The sequence below is a fragment of the Pedobacter africanus genome, from assembly GCF_040548825.1.
Classification (GTDB): domain Bacteria; phylum Bacteroidota; class Bacteroidia; order Sphingobacteriales; family Sphingobacteriaceae; genus Pedobacter; species Pedobacter africanus_A.
Map to the genome: position 1 here is coordinate 216,453 of NZ_JBEPSL010000003.1, position 14,688 is coordinate 231,140.

At 42.5% G+C, this 14,688-nt stretch carries 12 protein-coding genes; 6 read left to right on the forward strand and 6 right to left on the reverse strand.

The window, feature by feature from the left end; translation table 11 throughout:
* The first annotated feature begins 42 nt into the window (after positions 1-42).
* The gene (locus tag ABIE26_RS16560; protein WP_084237217.1) at positions 43-1,284 is read left to right on the forward strand and encodes an aminotransferase class I/II-fold pyridoxal phosphate-dependent enzyme; all 1,242 of its coding nucleotides are present in this window, start codon (positions 43-45) and stop codon (positions 1,282-1,284) included.
* 258 nt (positions 1,285-1,542) lie between these two features.
* The gene (locus tag ABIE26_RS16565; protein WP_015809123.1) at positions 1,543-1,719 is read left to right on the forward strand and encodes a hypothetical protein; all 177 of its coding nucleotides are present in this window, start codon (positions 1,543-1,545) and stop codon (positions 1,717-1,719) included.
* A 54-nt stretch (positions 1,720-1,773) separates the two neighbouring features.
* Here ABIE26_RS16565 and dapA read toward each other — a convergent pair whose 3' ends face one another.
* Genes dapA through ABIE26_RS16580 form a run of 3 tightly spaced genes read right to left on the reverse strand, consistent with a single transcriptional unit; the run spans position 1,774 to position 5,373 of the window.
* On the reverse strand, positions 1,774-2,655 hold the full coding sequence (gene dapA, locus ABIE26_RS16570; protein ID WP_310143793.1) for a 4-hydroxy-tetrahydrodipicolinate synthase: 882 nt from the start codon (positions 2,653-2,655) through the stop codon (positions 1,774-1,776).
* Between the two features lie 10 nt (positions 2,656-2,665).
* Positions 2,666-4,678: an NAD-dependent DNA ligase LigA gene (gene ligA / locus ABIE26_RS16575; RefSeq protein WP_310143796.1), complete on the reverse strand. Its 2,013-nt coding sequence runs from the start codon at positions 4,676-4,678 to the stop codon at positions 2,666-2,668.
* Between the two features lie 17 nt (positions 4,679-4,695).
* Positions 4,696-5,373, reverse strand: coding sequence for an ACP phosphodiesterase (locus tag ABIE26_RS16580; RefSeq protein WP_310143799.1), 678 nt, complete (start codon positions 5,371-5,373; stop codon positions 4,696-4,698).
* Positions 5,374-5,476: 103 nt separating this feature from the next.
* Between ABIE26_RS16580 and tyrS the strand changes: the two genes are divergently transcribed.
* The 3 genes from tyrS (at position 5,477) to ABIE26_RS16595 (ending at position 7,774) form a co-directional block, all read left to right on the forward strand.
* A complete protein-coding gene (gene tyrS / locus ABIE26_RS16585) occupies positions 5,477-6,763 on the forward strand; it encodes a tyrosine--tRNA ligase (RefSeq protein WP_310143802.1) in 1,287 nt (428 codons plus the stop codon).
* Positions 6,764-6,839: 76 nt separating this feature from the next.
* Positions 6,840-7,322 carry a type II RES/Xre toxin-antitoxin system antitoxin gene (gene parS, locus ABIE26_RS16590; protein ID WP_310143805.1) on the forward strand — a complete coding sequence of 161 codons (483 nt, stop codon included), beginning with the start codon at positions 6,840-6,842 and terminating at the stop codon, positions 7,320-7,322.
* A complete protein-coding gene (locus ABIE26_RS16595) occupies positions 7,322-7,774 on the forward strand; it encodes an RES family NAD+ phosphorylase (protein ID WP_310143808.1) in 453 nt (150 codons plus the stop codon). The genes parS and ABIE26_RS16595 overlap by 1 nt, the downstream gene beginning before the upstream one ends.
* Here the strand turns inward: ABIE26_RS16595 and ABIE26_RS16600 are convergent.
* From ABIE26_RS16600 to ABIE26_RS16610, 3 genes are read right to left on the reverse strand one after another with little or no spacing between them, the layout of a single operon-like run.
* The gene (locus ABIE26_RS16600) at positions 7,771-8,754 is read right to left on the reverse strand and encodes an acyl transferase (RefSeq protein WP_310143810.1); all 984 of its coding nucleotides are present in this window, start codon (positions 8,752-8,754) and stop codon (positions 7,771-7,773) included. The genes ABIE26_RS16595 and ABIE26_RS16600 overlap by 4 nt on opposite strands.
* Before the next feature lie 27 nt (positions 8,755-8,781).
* Entirely contained in the window at positions 8,782-9,132 is a 351-nt protein-coding gene (locus ABIE26_RS16605; RefSeq protein ID WP_310143811.1) for a hypothetical protein, read from the reverse strand.
* 4 nt (positions 9,133-9,136) lie between these two features.
* Entirely contained in the window at positions 9,137-11,572 is a 2,436-nt protein-coding gene (locus ABIE26_RS16610) for a penicillin acylase family protein (protein WP_310143814.1), read from the reverse strand.
* A gap of 187 nt (positions 11,573-11,759) precedes the next feature.
* Between ABIE26_RS16610 and ABIE26_RS16615 the strand changes: the two genes are divergently transcribed.
* Complete coding sequence (locus tag ABIE26_RS16615; protein WP_310143817.1) at positions 11,760-14,684, forward strand: TonB-dependent receptor; 2,925 nt, start codon at positions 11,760-11,762, stop codon at positions 14,682-14,684.
* Positions 14,685-14,688: the final 4 nt, after the last annotated feature.

Here is a 14,688-nt window from a genome sequence, read left to right on the forward strand (position 1 = left end):
CCTAACTTTGCAAAAGAATAATAACTTAAAATACATATAACATTGGATATTTTTGAAAAGATAGCAAAACACATGGGTCCGATAGGACAACATCACAAATGGTCCCATGGATATTTCTCATTTCCTAAATTAGAAGGCGATATTGCTCCCCATATGAATTTTCGTGGTAAAGAGCATTTGGTGTGGAGTTTGAACAATTATTTGGGTTTAGCCAACCACCCGGAAGTAAGAAAAGCTGATGAGCAGGGAGCAAAGGATTTTGGAATGGCTTATCCTATGGGGGCCAGAATGATGTCTGGTAACTCCAAGTACCATGAACAACTGGAGCAGGAGCTTGCTGCTTTTGTGGGTAAACCAGATGCATTTCTGCTGAACTATGGTTACCAGGGCATGGTTTCTATCATAGATAGTCTGGTAGACAGAAATGATGTGATCGTATACGATGCGGAATCTCATGCCTGTATTATAGATGGCCTTCGCCTGCATATGGGTAAGCGTTTTGTTTATAAGCATAACGATATTGAAAGTGCGCGCAAACAGCTGGAAAGGGCAACGAAGCTTGTTGAACAAAGCGGGGGTGGTATCCTGGTTATAACTGAAGGTGTTTTTGGAATGTCGGGTGCCCAGGGTAAATTAAAAGAACTGGTTGACTTAAAAAAGGAATTTAATTTCCGTTTACTGATTGACGATGCACATGGTTTTGGCACGATGGGCCCAACAGGTGCAGGTACCCATGAGGCGCAGAACTGTATAGACGGCGTAGATGTTTATTTTGGTACTTTTGCCAAATCTATGGCCGGTATCGGTGCTTTTGTAGCTTCAACAGAGGAAATGACCAACTTTTTCAGGTATAACATGCGTTCCCAGACTTTCGCAAAAGCTTTACCCATGCCTATGGTTATCGGTTTGTTAAAAAGGCTGGAATTGCTTAAAAACAATACTGAGCTGAGGGAAAAGCTATGGAACGTAGCTACTACTTTACAAAAAGGCCTGAGAGACCGCGGCTTCGATCTGGGCGTTACCAATACCATGGTTACACCTGTTTTTCTTAAAGGGGAATTGCTGGAAGCCACAGCTTTGACAATGGACCTGCGCGAAAACTATGGTATATTTTGTTCTATTGTGGTTTACCCGGTTATTCCAAAGGGACTCATAGAGCTAAGGCTAATCCCAACTGCTGTGCATACTATGGAGGATGTTCAGCGTACGCTGGATGCTTTTAGTGAAGTTTCAGACAAACTAAAAAGCGGATATTACAAAGAAAATCAGTTTTCTATAGCTTAATACTTATAAAAATAAAAAATGCCCTTTACTGCTTGTAAAGGGCATTTTTTATTTTTGTTGATTTGTAATTGATTGATAGTTAGATATTTGTTGTCTAAAAAGTGAATTAAATTGTTTATAAACCCGCAGAATGTGGAAAAAAAGAGGTTTTTTGCCTGTTATTTGTTATTGTAAAAATTCTTTTATTAAAATAAACATCTTATTTTAGTAAGAGAGTATTAATCAAAACCTTAAAAAACTAAAAGGAGTAAATTAACGATGAAAAAATTCAATGAAGTAAAAGAGCTTGTTGCTGCTTTGGAAGCAGATGCTGACAAATTCTACAACAAAGCAAACAGCGCAGCAGGAACCCGCGTACGTAAAGGAATGCAAGACCTTAAAAATCTGGCTCAATCCATTCGTCTGGAGATCCAGGACACTAAAAACAAAGGCTAACTGCTTAAATTGTTTTGATGAAAAAAGCGTCCCGACTTATCGAGACGCTTTTTTTTATGCTGTGATTTTGTCCGTTTCGGTAATTATGGCCTTTCTAAGGCTCTCAGATACCTGAACAAGCGGTAAGCGTACATGATCATCACATACGCCCAGGTGTTTTAAGGCCGCTTTTACGCCGGCCGGGTTACCCTCGGCAAACATCATCCTGGTAAATTCTATCAGGCTAAAGTGTTTTGGCTGTGCTGCTTTGTAATCTCCATTTAATGCCAGTCTGATCATATCAGACAACTGCTTAGGCAATGCATTTCCAATTACTGAGATCACGCCGGCCGCACCTAATGCAATCATAGGCATGGCAACCGGGTCATCACCAGATATAAGGAGAAAATCGGCCGGTTTATCCCGCATGATCTGGTTAAACTGATCAAAATTGCCCGAAGCCTCTTTTGTTCCGATGATGTTTTTGAAGTCTGCCGCCAGCCTGCAGGTCGTTTCCGGACTTACATTGCTGGCCGTACGGCCTGGTACATTGTACAATAAAACAGGCAATGTGCTGTTTTCACTGATGGCCTTATAATGCTGGTATATTCCTTCCTGGGTAGGTTTATTGTAATATGGACTTGCCGATAGGATGGCATCGTAACCATTAGCCTCAAAAGTTTTGATGCTGTTTACTACAGCGGCGGTATCATTTCCACCAATACCTGCAACAAGCGGTAAACGGCCATTGTTAACTTCAGCTGTAAATGCCCAGATCTTCTTCTTTTCTTCTTTATTCAATGTCGAGGCTTCTCCGGTTGTACCCAGGGATACAAGGTATTCCACCTGTCCGTCTATTAAATGATTGATAAGGCTGCGTAGCCCATCATAGTCTACTGTTCCGTCTGCATTAAAAGGTGTTACCAGGGCAACACCCGTTCCATAAAATTTGTTCATTTGTTATTCTTTACTTCAATAGCTCTAATAAATCTTCCTGCGAAATAAGCGGGACATTTAACTTTTTAGCTTTTTCGAGTTTAGATGGGCCCATATTATCTCCGGCTACAAGATAATTAAGTTTCGCAGAGATTCCACTTAAAATCTTACCACCATTACTTTCTATTATATTTTTGAGTTCTTCTCTGCTGTAATTCTCAAAAACGCCCGAAATTACGAATGTTTTTCCAGTTAGCTTATCACTTTGCAATGTAATTTCAGTTTCTGCCGCTTCAAACTGCAAATTATAAGATTTTAACAGGTCAATTTGCTGTATATGCTCGGCTTTACCGAAGTATTCAATGATACTTTCTGCTATACGTTGACCTATTTCATCTATGCCGGTGAGTTCTTCCAGGCTTGCAGCCGCCAGGTTGTCTATGTTTTTGACACCAAAAGCCAGTTTTTTTGCAACAGTTTCACCAACATACCTGATGCCAAGACCAAACAACACCTTTTCAAATGGCATTTGCTTGGAAAGCTCGATCCCTTTGAGCATGTTTTCGATGGATTTTTCACCAAAACGTTCCAGCTTTTTCAGCGCTTCGGCTTTTTCATGCAGCGTGTAAAGGTCGCTGATGTGGGCCACCAGGCCCCGCTGATAGAAAGTTTCTATGGTTTCATCACCTAAGCCATCAATGTTCATTGCTTTTCTGCCGATGAAATGCTGGATTTTTCCCACGATCTGGGGAGGGCAGGCTTCGTCATTGGGGCAATAAAAGGCCACTTCACCTGCTTTCCTGATCAGCGATGTTCCACATTCTGGGCAGGTATTTGGGTAAATTACCTTGACCGCATCTGCGCTACGCTTATCCAGGTTTACATTGATGATTTTAGGGATGATCTCGCCCCCTTTTTCAACAAAAACACTATCACCTTCATGCAGGTCCAGTCTTTCAATTTCGTTGGCATTATGCAGGGTTGCCCTTTTAACTGTTGTACCTGCAAGTTGAACGGGTTTCAGATTCGCTACCGGTGTAACAGCTCCGGTACGTCCTACCTGGTAGGTTACTTTTTCAAGGATGGTTTCAACTTCCTCAGCCTTATATTTATAGGAAATGGCCCAGCGTGGAGATTTTGCTGTAAAACCCAGTTCTTGTTGCTGTGCATAACTGTTCACCTTAATCACAATTCCATCTATATCGTAAGATAGCTTGAAGCGTTCATCTTCCCAGAATTTGATGAAGGATAATACCTCCTCAATATTGTTGGTGAGTTTGGTATGTTCAGAAACATGAAAACCCCATTTTTTTAAACCCAACAAACTTTCCCAGTGTGTTTTGAAATAATTTTTATCGGTATTTAAGGAATACAGGAAGCAATCCAGCGGGCGTTTGGCTACCTCCTTTGAATCCTGCATTTTTATTGTTCCTGCGGCAAAGTTCCTTGGGTTCGCATATGGAATTTCACCCAGTTCTTCCCGTTCCCTGTTCAGGCGTTCAAAAGCTGCACGGTGCATGAAAATTTCTCCCCTTATTTCAAACAGGGAGGGGGTATTGTCTGCTTTCAGGTGATGGGGAATGGTATGGATCGTTTTAACATTGGTAGTAACATCATCTCCTTTAGCGCCATCTCCGCGGGTTACTGCCCTTACCAGCTTTGAATCTTCATAGGTAAGGCTTATAGAGAGTCCATCAAACTTCAGCTCACAAACGTATTCGAAGTTTTCGCCTATTGCTTTTTTAATGCGTTCATCAAAGTCGCGGAGGTCCTGTTCATTGTAGGTATTGCCCAGCGACAGCATCGGCCACTTATGAGGTACAGTGGTAAAGGTTTTGGTGATGTCGCCGCCCACTTTTTGTGTAGGCGAATTGGGGTCGGCAAATTCAGGATATGCCAGTTCCAGCTGGGCAAGTTCTGCTAACTTCTGATCAAAAGTGTAATCTGCAATGGTCGGCATTGCCAGAACGTAATAATTGTAACTGTGCTGGTTAAGCTCCTCAACCAGGGCATTCATTTTGTCTTTTATTTCAGATACTGACATGAAGGCGAAGATACAAATTAGGCTTTTAATTCTTTTTCGATATCGTTATAAATTGAGCGATAATCGTTCTGGATATTGTGCTTAAATGTATCAAGCCGGAGCGTCAGGTACTGCAGCTGCTCCTCTGTGAAAGGATTGCTCCATAAACGCATACAGATCCTGTTCAGCGCATAGGTAATGTTTTCCATTTTCTGATAACTGAAAAGGTAACGGCTGGAAATAAAGCTGTTTAGGAAGTTAAAGAAAACTGAAGTATCTGTTAGTGAGCAGGACTGAAGAAAGTCGTTTAATGCAGTTTTATTTGCGCGTGTGAGCTGGTCATAAAACGTATTGATGTTGATCTGTCCATTGATGGTCAGCAGGTGATCCAGTATCAGTTCCAGCCCGATATGGGCCAAAAAGAAAGGTTTCACCGGACTGTTTTCGCAGGCTGGGAGTATCAGTTGCTTCAGTTCATTGGTTCTTTGCTGAAAAAAAGCTGAAGAATGAAAGTGCTGGTCTACGTCGATATGTTTTTTCCAGCCCTTAAGGATGGAAAGCTGTTGCGGTTCTTTTTCAAAAAGATGCTTGATTTTTAAAGGGTATAGGTTATAGTCTTTATGGGCATTTTTTATGAAATCAGGCAATACAACTCCCAATACCATATTTTCATCTGGATTATTTCGTTCAAAATAAAAATGGGATAAGAAGTTCATAAGGCTAAAAGTAGCGATTTTTGTTCAATAAGCTGTTTTTAGCCTGAGCTCAAATTTAAGGATAACGCAGGTTTTCCTATATTTGCACACAAATTAGATTACGATGACCAATTTTGTTGAAGAGCTACGCTGGAGAGGCATGTTACAGGATATAATGCCTGGTACCGAAGAAAAATTAAATGAAGGAATGACTTCGGGATATATCGGTTTTGACCCTACTGCAGATTCATTGCATATTGGTCATCTTACCCAGATCATGACCCTTATCCACTTTCAACGGGCAGGGCACAAGCCTTATGCTTTAGTAGGTGGAGCAACCGGTATGGTAGGCGACCCTTCGGGCAAATCGGACGAACGTAATCTTCAGACTGAAGAGATCATTGATGTTTATCTTGCCGGAATGAAACGTCAGTTGGCCAAGTTCCTGAATTTTGAAGAAGGGGGTAACGGTGCGGTGATGGTCAACAATGCCGATTGGTTTAAAGATATGAACCTGTTTACCTTTATCAGGGACATCGGTAAGCACATTACGGTGAACTATATGATGGCCAAGGATAGTGTTAAACGACGCTTAGAGGGAGATTCTGGTCTTTCTTTTACCGAATTCTGTTATCAGCTTATCCAGGGTTATGATTTTTACTATTTGTGGAAAAACAAAAACTGTGTGGTTCAGATGGGCGGCTCTGACCAGTGGGGGAATATTGTTACCGGAACAGAACTGATCCGCCGGAAGGATGCCGGGACTGCCTTTGCCATTACCACCCAGCTGATAAAAAAAGCAGATGGGACCAAGTTCGGAAAAACCGAAAGTGGTGCTGTATGGCTGGATCCTGAAAAAACCTCTCCCTATAAATTCTATCAGTTCTGGTTAAATGCTTCAGATGAGGATACCAAGAAATGGATCAGGATATTTACACTGAAAACGCAGCAGGAAATTGAAGCGCTGGAGGTGGCGCATGATGCGGCCCCACACCTGCGTGTTTTGCAAAAAGCCCTTGCGGAAGATATTACCGTCAGGACGCATTCTGCCGAGGCGCTGGAAACAGCAGTGAAAACTTCGGAATTCCTGTTTGGAAATGGCTCTCTGGAGTTTTTTAAAACATTGTCTGAAGCCCAGGTGCTTGAAATATTTGAAGGCATACCACAGTTTCCGATTTCGAAGGCCGAGCTTGCCGAAGGAATTGATGCTGCAACTTTGCTGGCCGAAAAATCAAGTGTATTCGCATCAAAGGGAGAAGCGAAAAAACTGATCCAGGGCGGGGGTGTATCTATAAATAAAGAAAAACTGAAGGAGCCTTCAGATAAACTCTCCACAAATGACCTTTTAAGCGGTTGCTTTATTATCGTGCAGAAAGGGAAGAAAAATTACTACCTCTTAATTGCAGGGTAGTCTATTGCATTGCTGCATCAGGATGTTTTGAATATCAGACAAAATGTATTATATTTGCGTATAATGTCTGATGGATATGAAAAAGAAAACAGAACCCCATACTGATAAACTCGCAGAGCCAGCAGTAGCTTATGGAGCTTTAAACACCACATCATTGGTTGGTTTATTGGGTGGCAATTATGCGGCCTCAACAGATTTTGACCTGTTAAACCTTGCGCGTAAAGGGGTTTCTAAAAAGGCATTATTAAACCTGGCAAAACAAATTTCACTTACCATACAGGAGGTTGCTGGTATTATGCACATTTCAGAGCGCACCCTGCAGCGTTATACCCCCTCAACATTAATTAAAACCGAATACGCTGAAAAGGCTATCGAACTGGCCAGGTTATACCAGCGTGGAAAAGAGGTGTTTGGTACCATGGACAATTTTAACGATTGGATGAAAACACCTAACTATACCCTGAACGGCGAAACCCCGCTTCATCTGCTGGATACCTCCATAGGTTTCGAGTTGATTCTCCAAACGCTGGGTCGCATAGAATATGGTGTTTTTAGCTAATGCGGCTATACAGAATTTCAGCTTGTAAACGGGCTACCGACATGAGTGGTATGGGCGCCAAATTATTTGGAGGGCGCTGGAATAGTGTCGGCATCTCCGTTTTGTATATGGCAAGCAGCAGAGCATTGGCTGCATTGGAAGTACTTGCACACCTTACGAATATACAAGATCCTGAAAGTTTTTGTATTACTGTTTTTGAAGTGCCGGAAAAGAGCATTGAAGAAGTTGAAAAGGAGCTTTTGCCCACAAACTGGAACAGTTATCCTTCTCCATCATCTTTAAGGAAAAGAGGAGATACTTTTGCCAGGGCAAATAAAGCTTTGCTGTTAAAAGTTCCTTCAGCAATTGTAGAGGATGAATACAATTACATTTTGAATGTTAGCCATCCGCTTGCCGATAAAGTTAAGATTGTGGAAGTAAAAGCATTTTTATTTGATAAAAGATTACATTAGCCGACCAACAGGTTACAGCCTCTGATGTCGGCATTGTCAAAACGCCCCAGAACTTCAAAAGAGCCGTCCTGAAATACCCGGCCCAGGTCTTGTGTCGCAATAAATGAACAGGAGTTCAGATTGGCCAGGTCTATGATATTGATGCCACCCGTTTTGTTGTCGGGGGCAGGACTTAAAGGATCATTTGTATCCCGCAGGCAGATTTTCATCCAGGGCGGACAGTTGAATACACCATTTCCGTAAGAATAGGCTTGTGAAAGGAGTTCTGTCATGCCGTATTCACTATGAATGGTGCTGACACCAAAACCCGCTGTTAGCAATTGGTGCAGTTCTTCACGTACCATCTCTTTTCTCTTCCCTTTCATTCCCCCGGTTTCCATTACAATCAATTCAGGAAAGTCTGCCTTGTATTTTTCTATAAAATCAAGTAGAGCATAGGTAACACCAATCAGAATGGTCTTTTGACCAGCTGCTTTAAGTTCCTGAAGCTTATCGTACAAGTCTTCGTGGTTGTGTAAAAAATAACCGCTATCGGGATGTTTACTTTGTTTTAGTAGCGCGTCCACCATATAAATGAGCGATGATCCGTCCCGTTCCAGGTAGGAAGGAAGCAATGCAAGCAGGCAGGTGTTCTCTATTTTTCCGTAAAATTGTTCAAACGCTTTATTAAAGCTTTGCTCATAGAGGCTTACATCTGTTACCAGGTGCTGACTTTGCACCATGCCGGTTGTTCCTGAACTGCTGAATATGATTTCAGGCTTGTCTTTTGAACTGAGTACAGGAAGCGTCTTAAAAAAACTGATAGGGAGGTAAGGAATCCGGTTAAGGGTATTGACGGCCGAAGTGTTTATGCCCAAATGGTGTATATAGGCATTATAAACCTCGCAGTTGGATGCCTGGTGCCTAAACACAGCAAGACAGGCTTGTTCAAATTCAGGGCTACTGCTGATAGAAAAGATTTGCTGGATCAGATCGGTCACCCTGCAAAAATAAACAACTATTTTTAATTAAGGGTTCGTTTTCTTTACCAGAACGGCTTTTCTGAAATGATACCCGCAAAATCCGCTAATTCCGGCTGTAAAAGCACCAAGTACAGCAGTAAATAGCAATACCATTAACCACGATTGGGCCCCCACCATTTGCGCAACCCGTTGGGCCAGTATATGGTTGTTGGGAATACTTTTAAAAAGGGCCATACCAGTCCATAACAACAAAATTGCAAAAAAAGGAGCCCAAAGGGATATTTTTCCTGTTTTACCGATCAAGCCGCAGGTTGCGAAAGAAATGATAACGATGATCCACCAGGGTAAGAACATCTGGAGTAAAAAAGAGAGTACAACGATTACTATAAAAACCATGTCGTTATTTTTTTGATATTTTTAAGCGGGAAATTATTTTGGCATTGCTGTCATCGGCAGATTGCATGAAGAACAGGTCGTAGAGTTTTCCATTTGCCCAGGTGTCAATCATATTGTCGTAAAAGATACTGCCTGGATTGCCCGATTGTCCGCCTGGGAATACACCATGGCCTTTAGGCATTTTTCCGAGTTCAATCACCATTCTCCAGGAAGGGCCATTGCTTTCATTTAATGCGTTGATGGTCATTTTTCCACCACCTGTAATCAGGGTTTTAGAGCCGAATCCAGGTATTTTCGCCAGGTGAGGTACATTGGTATGCTTAAAATTACCCCATTCCCAATGTTTGCCGATTGGGCCAAACTTTCTTTCCAGGCTGTCGCAACTGTATTTAAAGGCTTCGTTAACCAGATCGGTCAGGCTTTCTTTTACCGGAGTGTTCACATTGTCTATCCATTTGGCATTTGGTTCATGCAGGATGAGCTGAACCGTCCTGTCGCGGGATGGATACCGCATTGGGATGTTGGAGATCGTAAACTCATCATCCCATATGTTAAATTGAAGGCGCTTGGTCCACAGGTCAAAAATACTGGCAGCAAGTGATTTTGCGTCGTAATGTTTGTTCCAGGAAGAAATGATGCGAAGCGCTTCTTTTTGTGTGGCGTTTAGCTTGTTGTGATCTACCATTACCAGGATGGCAGGCAGTATATTCTGTGCATGGATGCTGTAGTTGTCCGTCTGCATATTGATGATGCTATCGGCCGTAGCATTGTGCATAGCTGCAAGCCTGTCGTTGATGCGCTTGCCCCGCTCGTAGGGACTGAACTCCCAGTTGATGTAATAAGGATAGCTTGGATCTGTAGAAGATTGGTTTGCTGAGCTTACAAAATTGCGTGGCGGGTTTTTGACGGTGGGATTTTCCGCAGCTGGTATCCAGCCCTGCCAGTCGTTAGAAGCTGCGGTTCCATCCAGTATAAATTTACCCTGGTCTTTCCATTTCAGCGGAAATTTCCCATTTGCGGTTATAGCAATATCATTGTCTGCCGAGGCAAATACAAAGTTTTGCGCAGGTGCCGTGAAAAAGGTCAGTGCCTTCCGGTAGTCGCTATAGTTTTTTCCCCTGTTTAAAAGATAGAAAGTTTTCAGTTCATTCGATTTTTCGTGGGCGATCCACCTTAATGCGTTACCGACAGGGATATTGCCAGCTTTGGAAAAATTGGTTTTCTGCAGGTAAACTACAGGGCCATGATGGGTATAAACAACAGTGTCTGTGATGTTCTTTTCGCCTCTGACAACGATTTTCTCCAGGCGGTTGCTGGTGTTTTTCCATGCATTGTTGTACCAGTAGCTTTTGTGGGTATCATCCTTAAATTTAACCTGATAAAAGTCAAGAACGTCGGCGGCCACATTGGTTACACCCCAGGCGATGTCTTTATTGAAGCCAATAATGATACCGGGTGCCCCGGGAAGAGAGACACCATAAGCATTTATTCCGGGGGCATGTAACTGGATCTGGTACCAGATAGAAGGAAGTGTGAGGTCCAGGTGCGGGTCGTTTGCCAGTATCGGATAGCCTGAGGCTGTTTTTGCACCAGACAGGGCCCAGTTGTTACTGCCGATACCTTCTTCTTTCTGCTTTGTTTTTATATTGGCCGTTCTGGAATCAGTAAAAACAGGAGGTTCAGCGGGTACAGGCAGAGGCTTGAAATCCCATTTTGTACCCACAGGTATGATCGGATCTTCTTTGAATGGGTAGTCGGGAAAGAGATCTTTAACTACATCGTTGCCGAATTTGTTCCTGATGTTGGTCATGTAAAACTCGTCGGAACCCATGGCCAGGACGGCCGACATTTGTTTTAACAGTAAAGCGCATTTAACAGGCGTCCAGTCTTCCGGTTTAAAATCGAGTATTTTATATTCTATAGGAAGTTGTGAACGTGACAGGGAATGGATGTAAGCGTTGATTCCTGCGGTATAGGCCAGGATCATTTCTTTCGATTTAGGATCGGCCATCATTCCTTCCAGGGAATTCTCTGCTCCAAAAACCATCCCCATGCGGCGCTGGTATTTATCCAGTTCAATTGCTTTTTTGCCGACAACTTCTGATATCCTTCCGGCAGCAAAGCGGGTTTGGAAATCCATCTGCCATAAACGGTGCATGGCCGTAACATAGCCTTGCGCAAAATAAACATCATAGTCATTTTGGGCAAAAACATGTGGTATCATTCGATCATCAAACGCTATGTCGACATTTTGGTGTGTTCCCTTCAGCGTTATTTTCCTATTGGTTTTAACGGATGTAGATTCTGCATTTTGCCAGAAGCCGGTAAAAGGATTCAGGAATTTGAGGGTTGGAGGGAGATCGCCAAATTTAGTATTAAGCGTATAGGCAAGTACTACGGGTATGAGCACGCAAATGAAAGCCTTTATTTTGTTTATCATATCTGGTTAGCAGTGTAATGTCCTGTAAAATTAAGAGGTTAAAATTCGTTATGGCAATTTAACATAAAACTTAATTGAAACACAATGAAAAATAGTTTTTATAGCTTGAATATTTAAGCGAATACAATTTGTTAATGTCAAAAAATTTATTAAGTTTATGTTAAAATCAAACTAAATATAATAACATATGAGGAAAATGTTTACAAATGCGATTTTTGCACTATTGCTATGTATTGTCGGGTTGTCGGCACATGCGCAAAGTGTTTTAGTTAGCGGTCTCGTTACAGATAAGCTAACCAAACAGCCAATACCAGGTGTTGGGATCACAGTAAAAGGCACTACCAGTGGCACTGCAACAGATGCAAATGGCAGGTATTCATTTAGTACAACTCAAAAAGCTCCGTTTACCCTTGTTATTTCCTTTGTGGGATATACCTCGGTTGAGCGGGAAATTACCGGTAATACGTCTGGTATGACCACAGAACTTGAGCCTACCGCTATTTTGGGACAGGAGGTGGTTATTTCAGCTTCAAGAACACCAGAACGTATCCTGGAGTCTCCGGTAACCATCGAGAGAATAGGTGCTTCGGCGATCAAGGAATTGCCGGGTGCTTCTTTTTACGATGCAATCACGAATTTGAAGGGTGTAGAGGCCAGCACCCAAAGCTTAACTTTTAAATCTATCAATACCCGTGGTTTCAATTCCAATGGGAATACTCGTTTTAACCAGTTTATTGATGGAATGGACAACCAGGCACCGGGGCTAAACTTTTCTGTAGGCAATATTATCGGCCTGTCAGAACTGGATGTCGATAATGTGGAGTTACTTCCAGGGGCATCGTCTGCTTTATATGGTGCGGGAGGTATTAACGGTACTTTGTTAATGACCTCAAAAAATCCCTTTAAGTATCCGGGAGCAAGCTTTCAATTTAAAACAGGTGTAAACCACGTAAATGATGACAATTCCGCAGTTCAGCAGTTTAATCAGTTGGATGTACGCGTGGCTAAAGCCTGGAACAGGTTTGGTTTTAAGGCGTCGTTTTCTTATTTACAGGCTAAAGACTGGTATGGAAGCGATGCACGAAATTTTGACAGGATAAACAATACAGTAGTCCCTGGCGACAGACTCTCAGATCCTAATTATGACGGGGTTAATGTTTACGGAGATGAGGTAAGCCAGAACATGCGGAACCTGGTGCAGGGCAGTATTGAGCCTGCTGTAAGAGCTGGGATTATGGCAGCTTCGGGCGGTGCTTTTAACCCGAAAACAGTGCTGGACAATGTTACTGCAGGAGCAAGTTATGCAACTTATTTGAGTGCGATAAATGGACTCCCAATTCCTGCCGCATTGAAGCAGGCCACAAGCAGCCAATATCTTCCCTTTTATTTCGGGTTGAAGAACCCATCTGTTCTACCTAATCAGGCCATTTCAAGGGACGGTTACGATGAGGTTAACCTGGTAGATTACAATACAAAGTCATTGAAAACCTCGGGCTCGCTTAATTATAAGATCACCAATACGATCGAAGCAATTGCGCAGTTAAGCTGGGGTAGTGGTACTTCTGTTTATACCGGGACAGACCGGTACTCCCTGCGTAATTTTAGTATTGGTCAGTATAAGCTGGAGTTAAAAGGAGAGGACTTCTTTTTAAGGGGGTACACCACCCAGGAGCGATCGGGTGATTCTTATATTTCTTCAATTTTAGGGGTGTCTATCAATGAAGTTTCGAGCCCGAACAGCACCTGGTTCCCGGCATATATCGGAAATTACATCGGCGCGCGGTTGGCCAATCAGACTCCTGAAGCGTCTCACGGAATTGCAAGGACAGCTGCAAATAAGACTGGAAGAGGACGCTTTTTGCCGGGCTCGGCCGAATTCGAAAATGCGAAACGGCAGATCATGAATACCAATATCAGCGCCACTTCTATTAATGCAGCAGATCCTTCTAAAAGCGTTTATGGAGCAAGATTTGATGATAAATCCAATCTGTACCATTATGAAGGTATGTACAATTTTACCAATGCTTTTAATAATGTGGTGGAATTTCAGGTTGGGGCCTCGGCAAGGCAGTATCAGTTGCGTTCCGGAGGAACAATTTTTGATGACATTGGTAAAGACTTAAACATTAATGAATATGGTGCTTTTGCCCAACTCGGGAAAAAGCTGTTCAATGAAAAATTTAAATTAACCCTTGCCGGTCGTTACGACAAGAGTACAAATTTCGAAGGCAGGTTTACGCCGAGGGTTACCGGTGTGCTTACCGTTGCCCAAAACAACAACATACGTGTTTCCTATCAAACGGGATATCGAAATCCTACTACCCAGAATCAGTACATTGATTTGTCTGTACTTGGTGGTGCAACAAGGTTGATTGGTGGTTTGCCGGGGAGTATTGAAAAGTATAAGTTGTATAGCAAACCAGGTGTGCTAAGGAAGAATTATATTGCTTACCTGGCATCAGCTGCTGCAAGCCCAACCAATACTGGTGATGCAAGTTTGCTGGTTCCTTATACATTCGACCCTAAAGGACTGCGTCCGGAAAGTGTGAAGTCCTACGAGCTGGGGTACAAAGGTTTGATCAGTAAGCAGCTGTTGATCGATGCTTATGGTTATTACAATACTTATAAGGATTTTATAACTGCAGTTACGCTATTTAGAGATGGAAGTACTTTTAGTATTCCGGTAAATGCAGAAGGAAATGTAGATACCTATGGTGCGGCATTGGGCCTGGATTATTTACTGGGTAAATATACCCTGAGCGGAAACGTGTCTTATAATCAGATCGGGGATCTTCCTGCCGACTACGACAACGATTTCAATACCCCGAAGATTCGTTACAATTTAGGGCTGGCCAACAGAGAGATCATTAAAAACCTGGGTTTTAATGTTCAATACCGCTGGCAGGATAAATACTATTGGTTCTCTTCTTTTGCTGCGGGAAATGTACCTGCATTCTCTACATTTGATGCACAGGTCAACCTGAAAATCCCTTCAGTAAATTCTATGGTCAAAATAGGGGGAGCAAATATTTTGAATAAATATTATGTTACCTCTTTTGGTAACCCGGCGGTAGGTGCGCTGTACTATATCGCCTATACTTTTAATCCGTAAAACC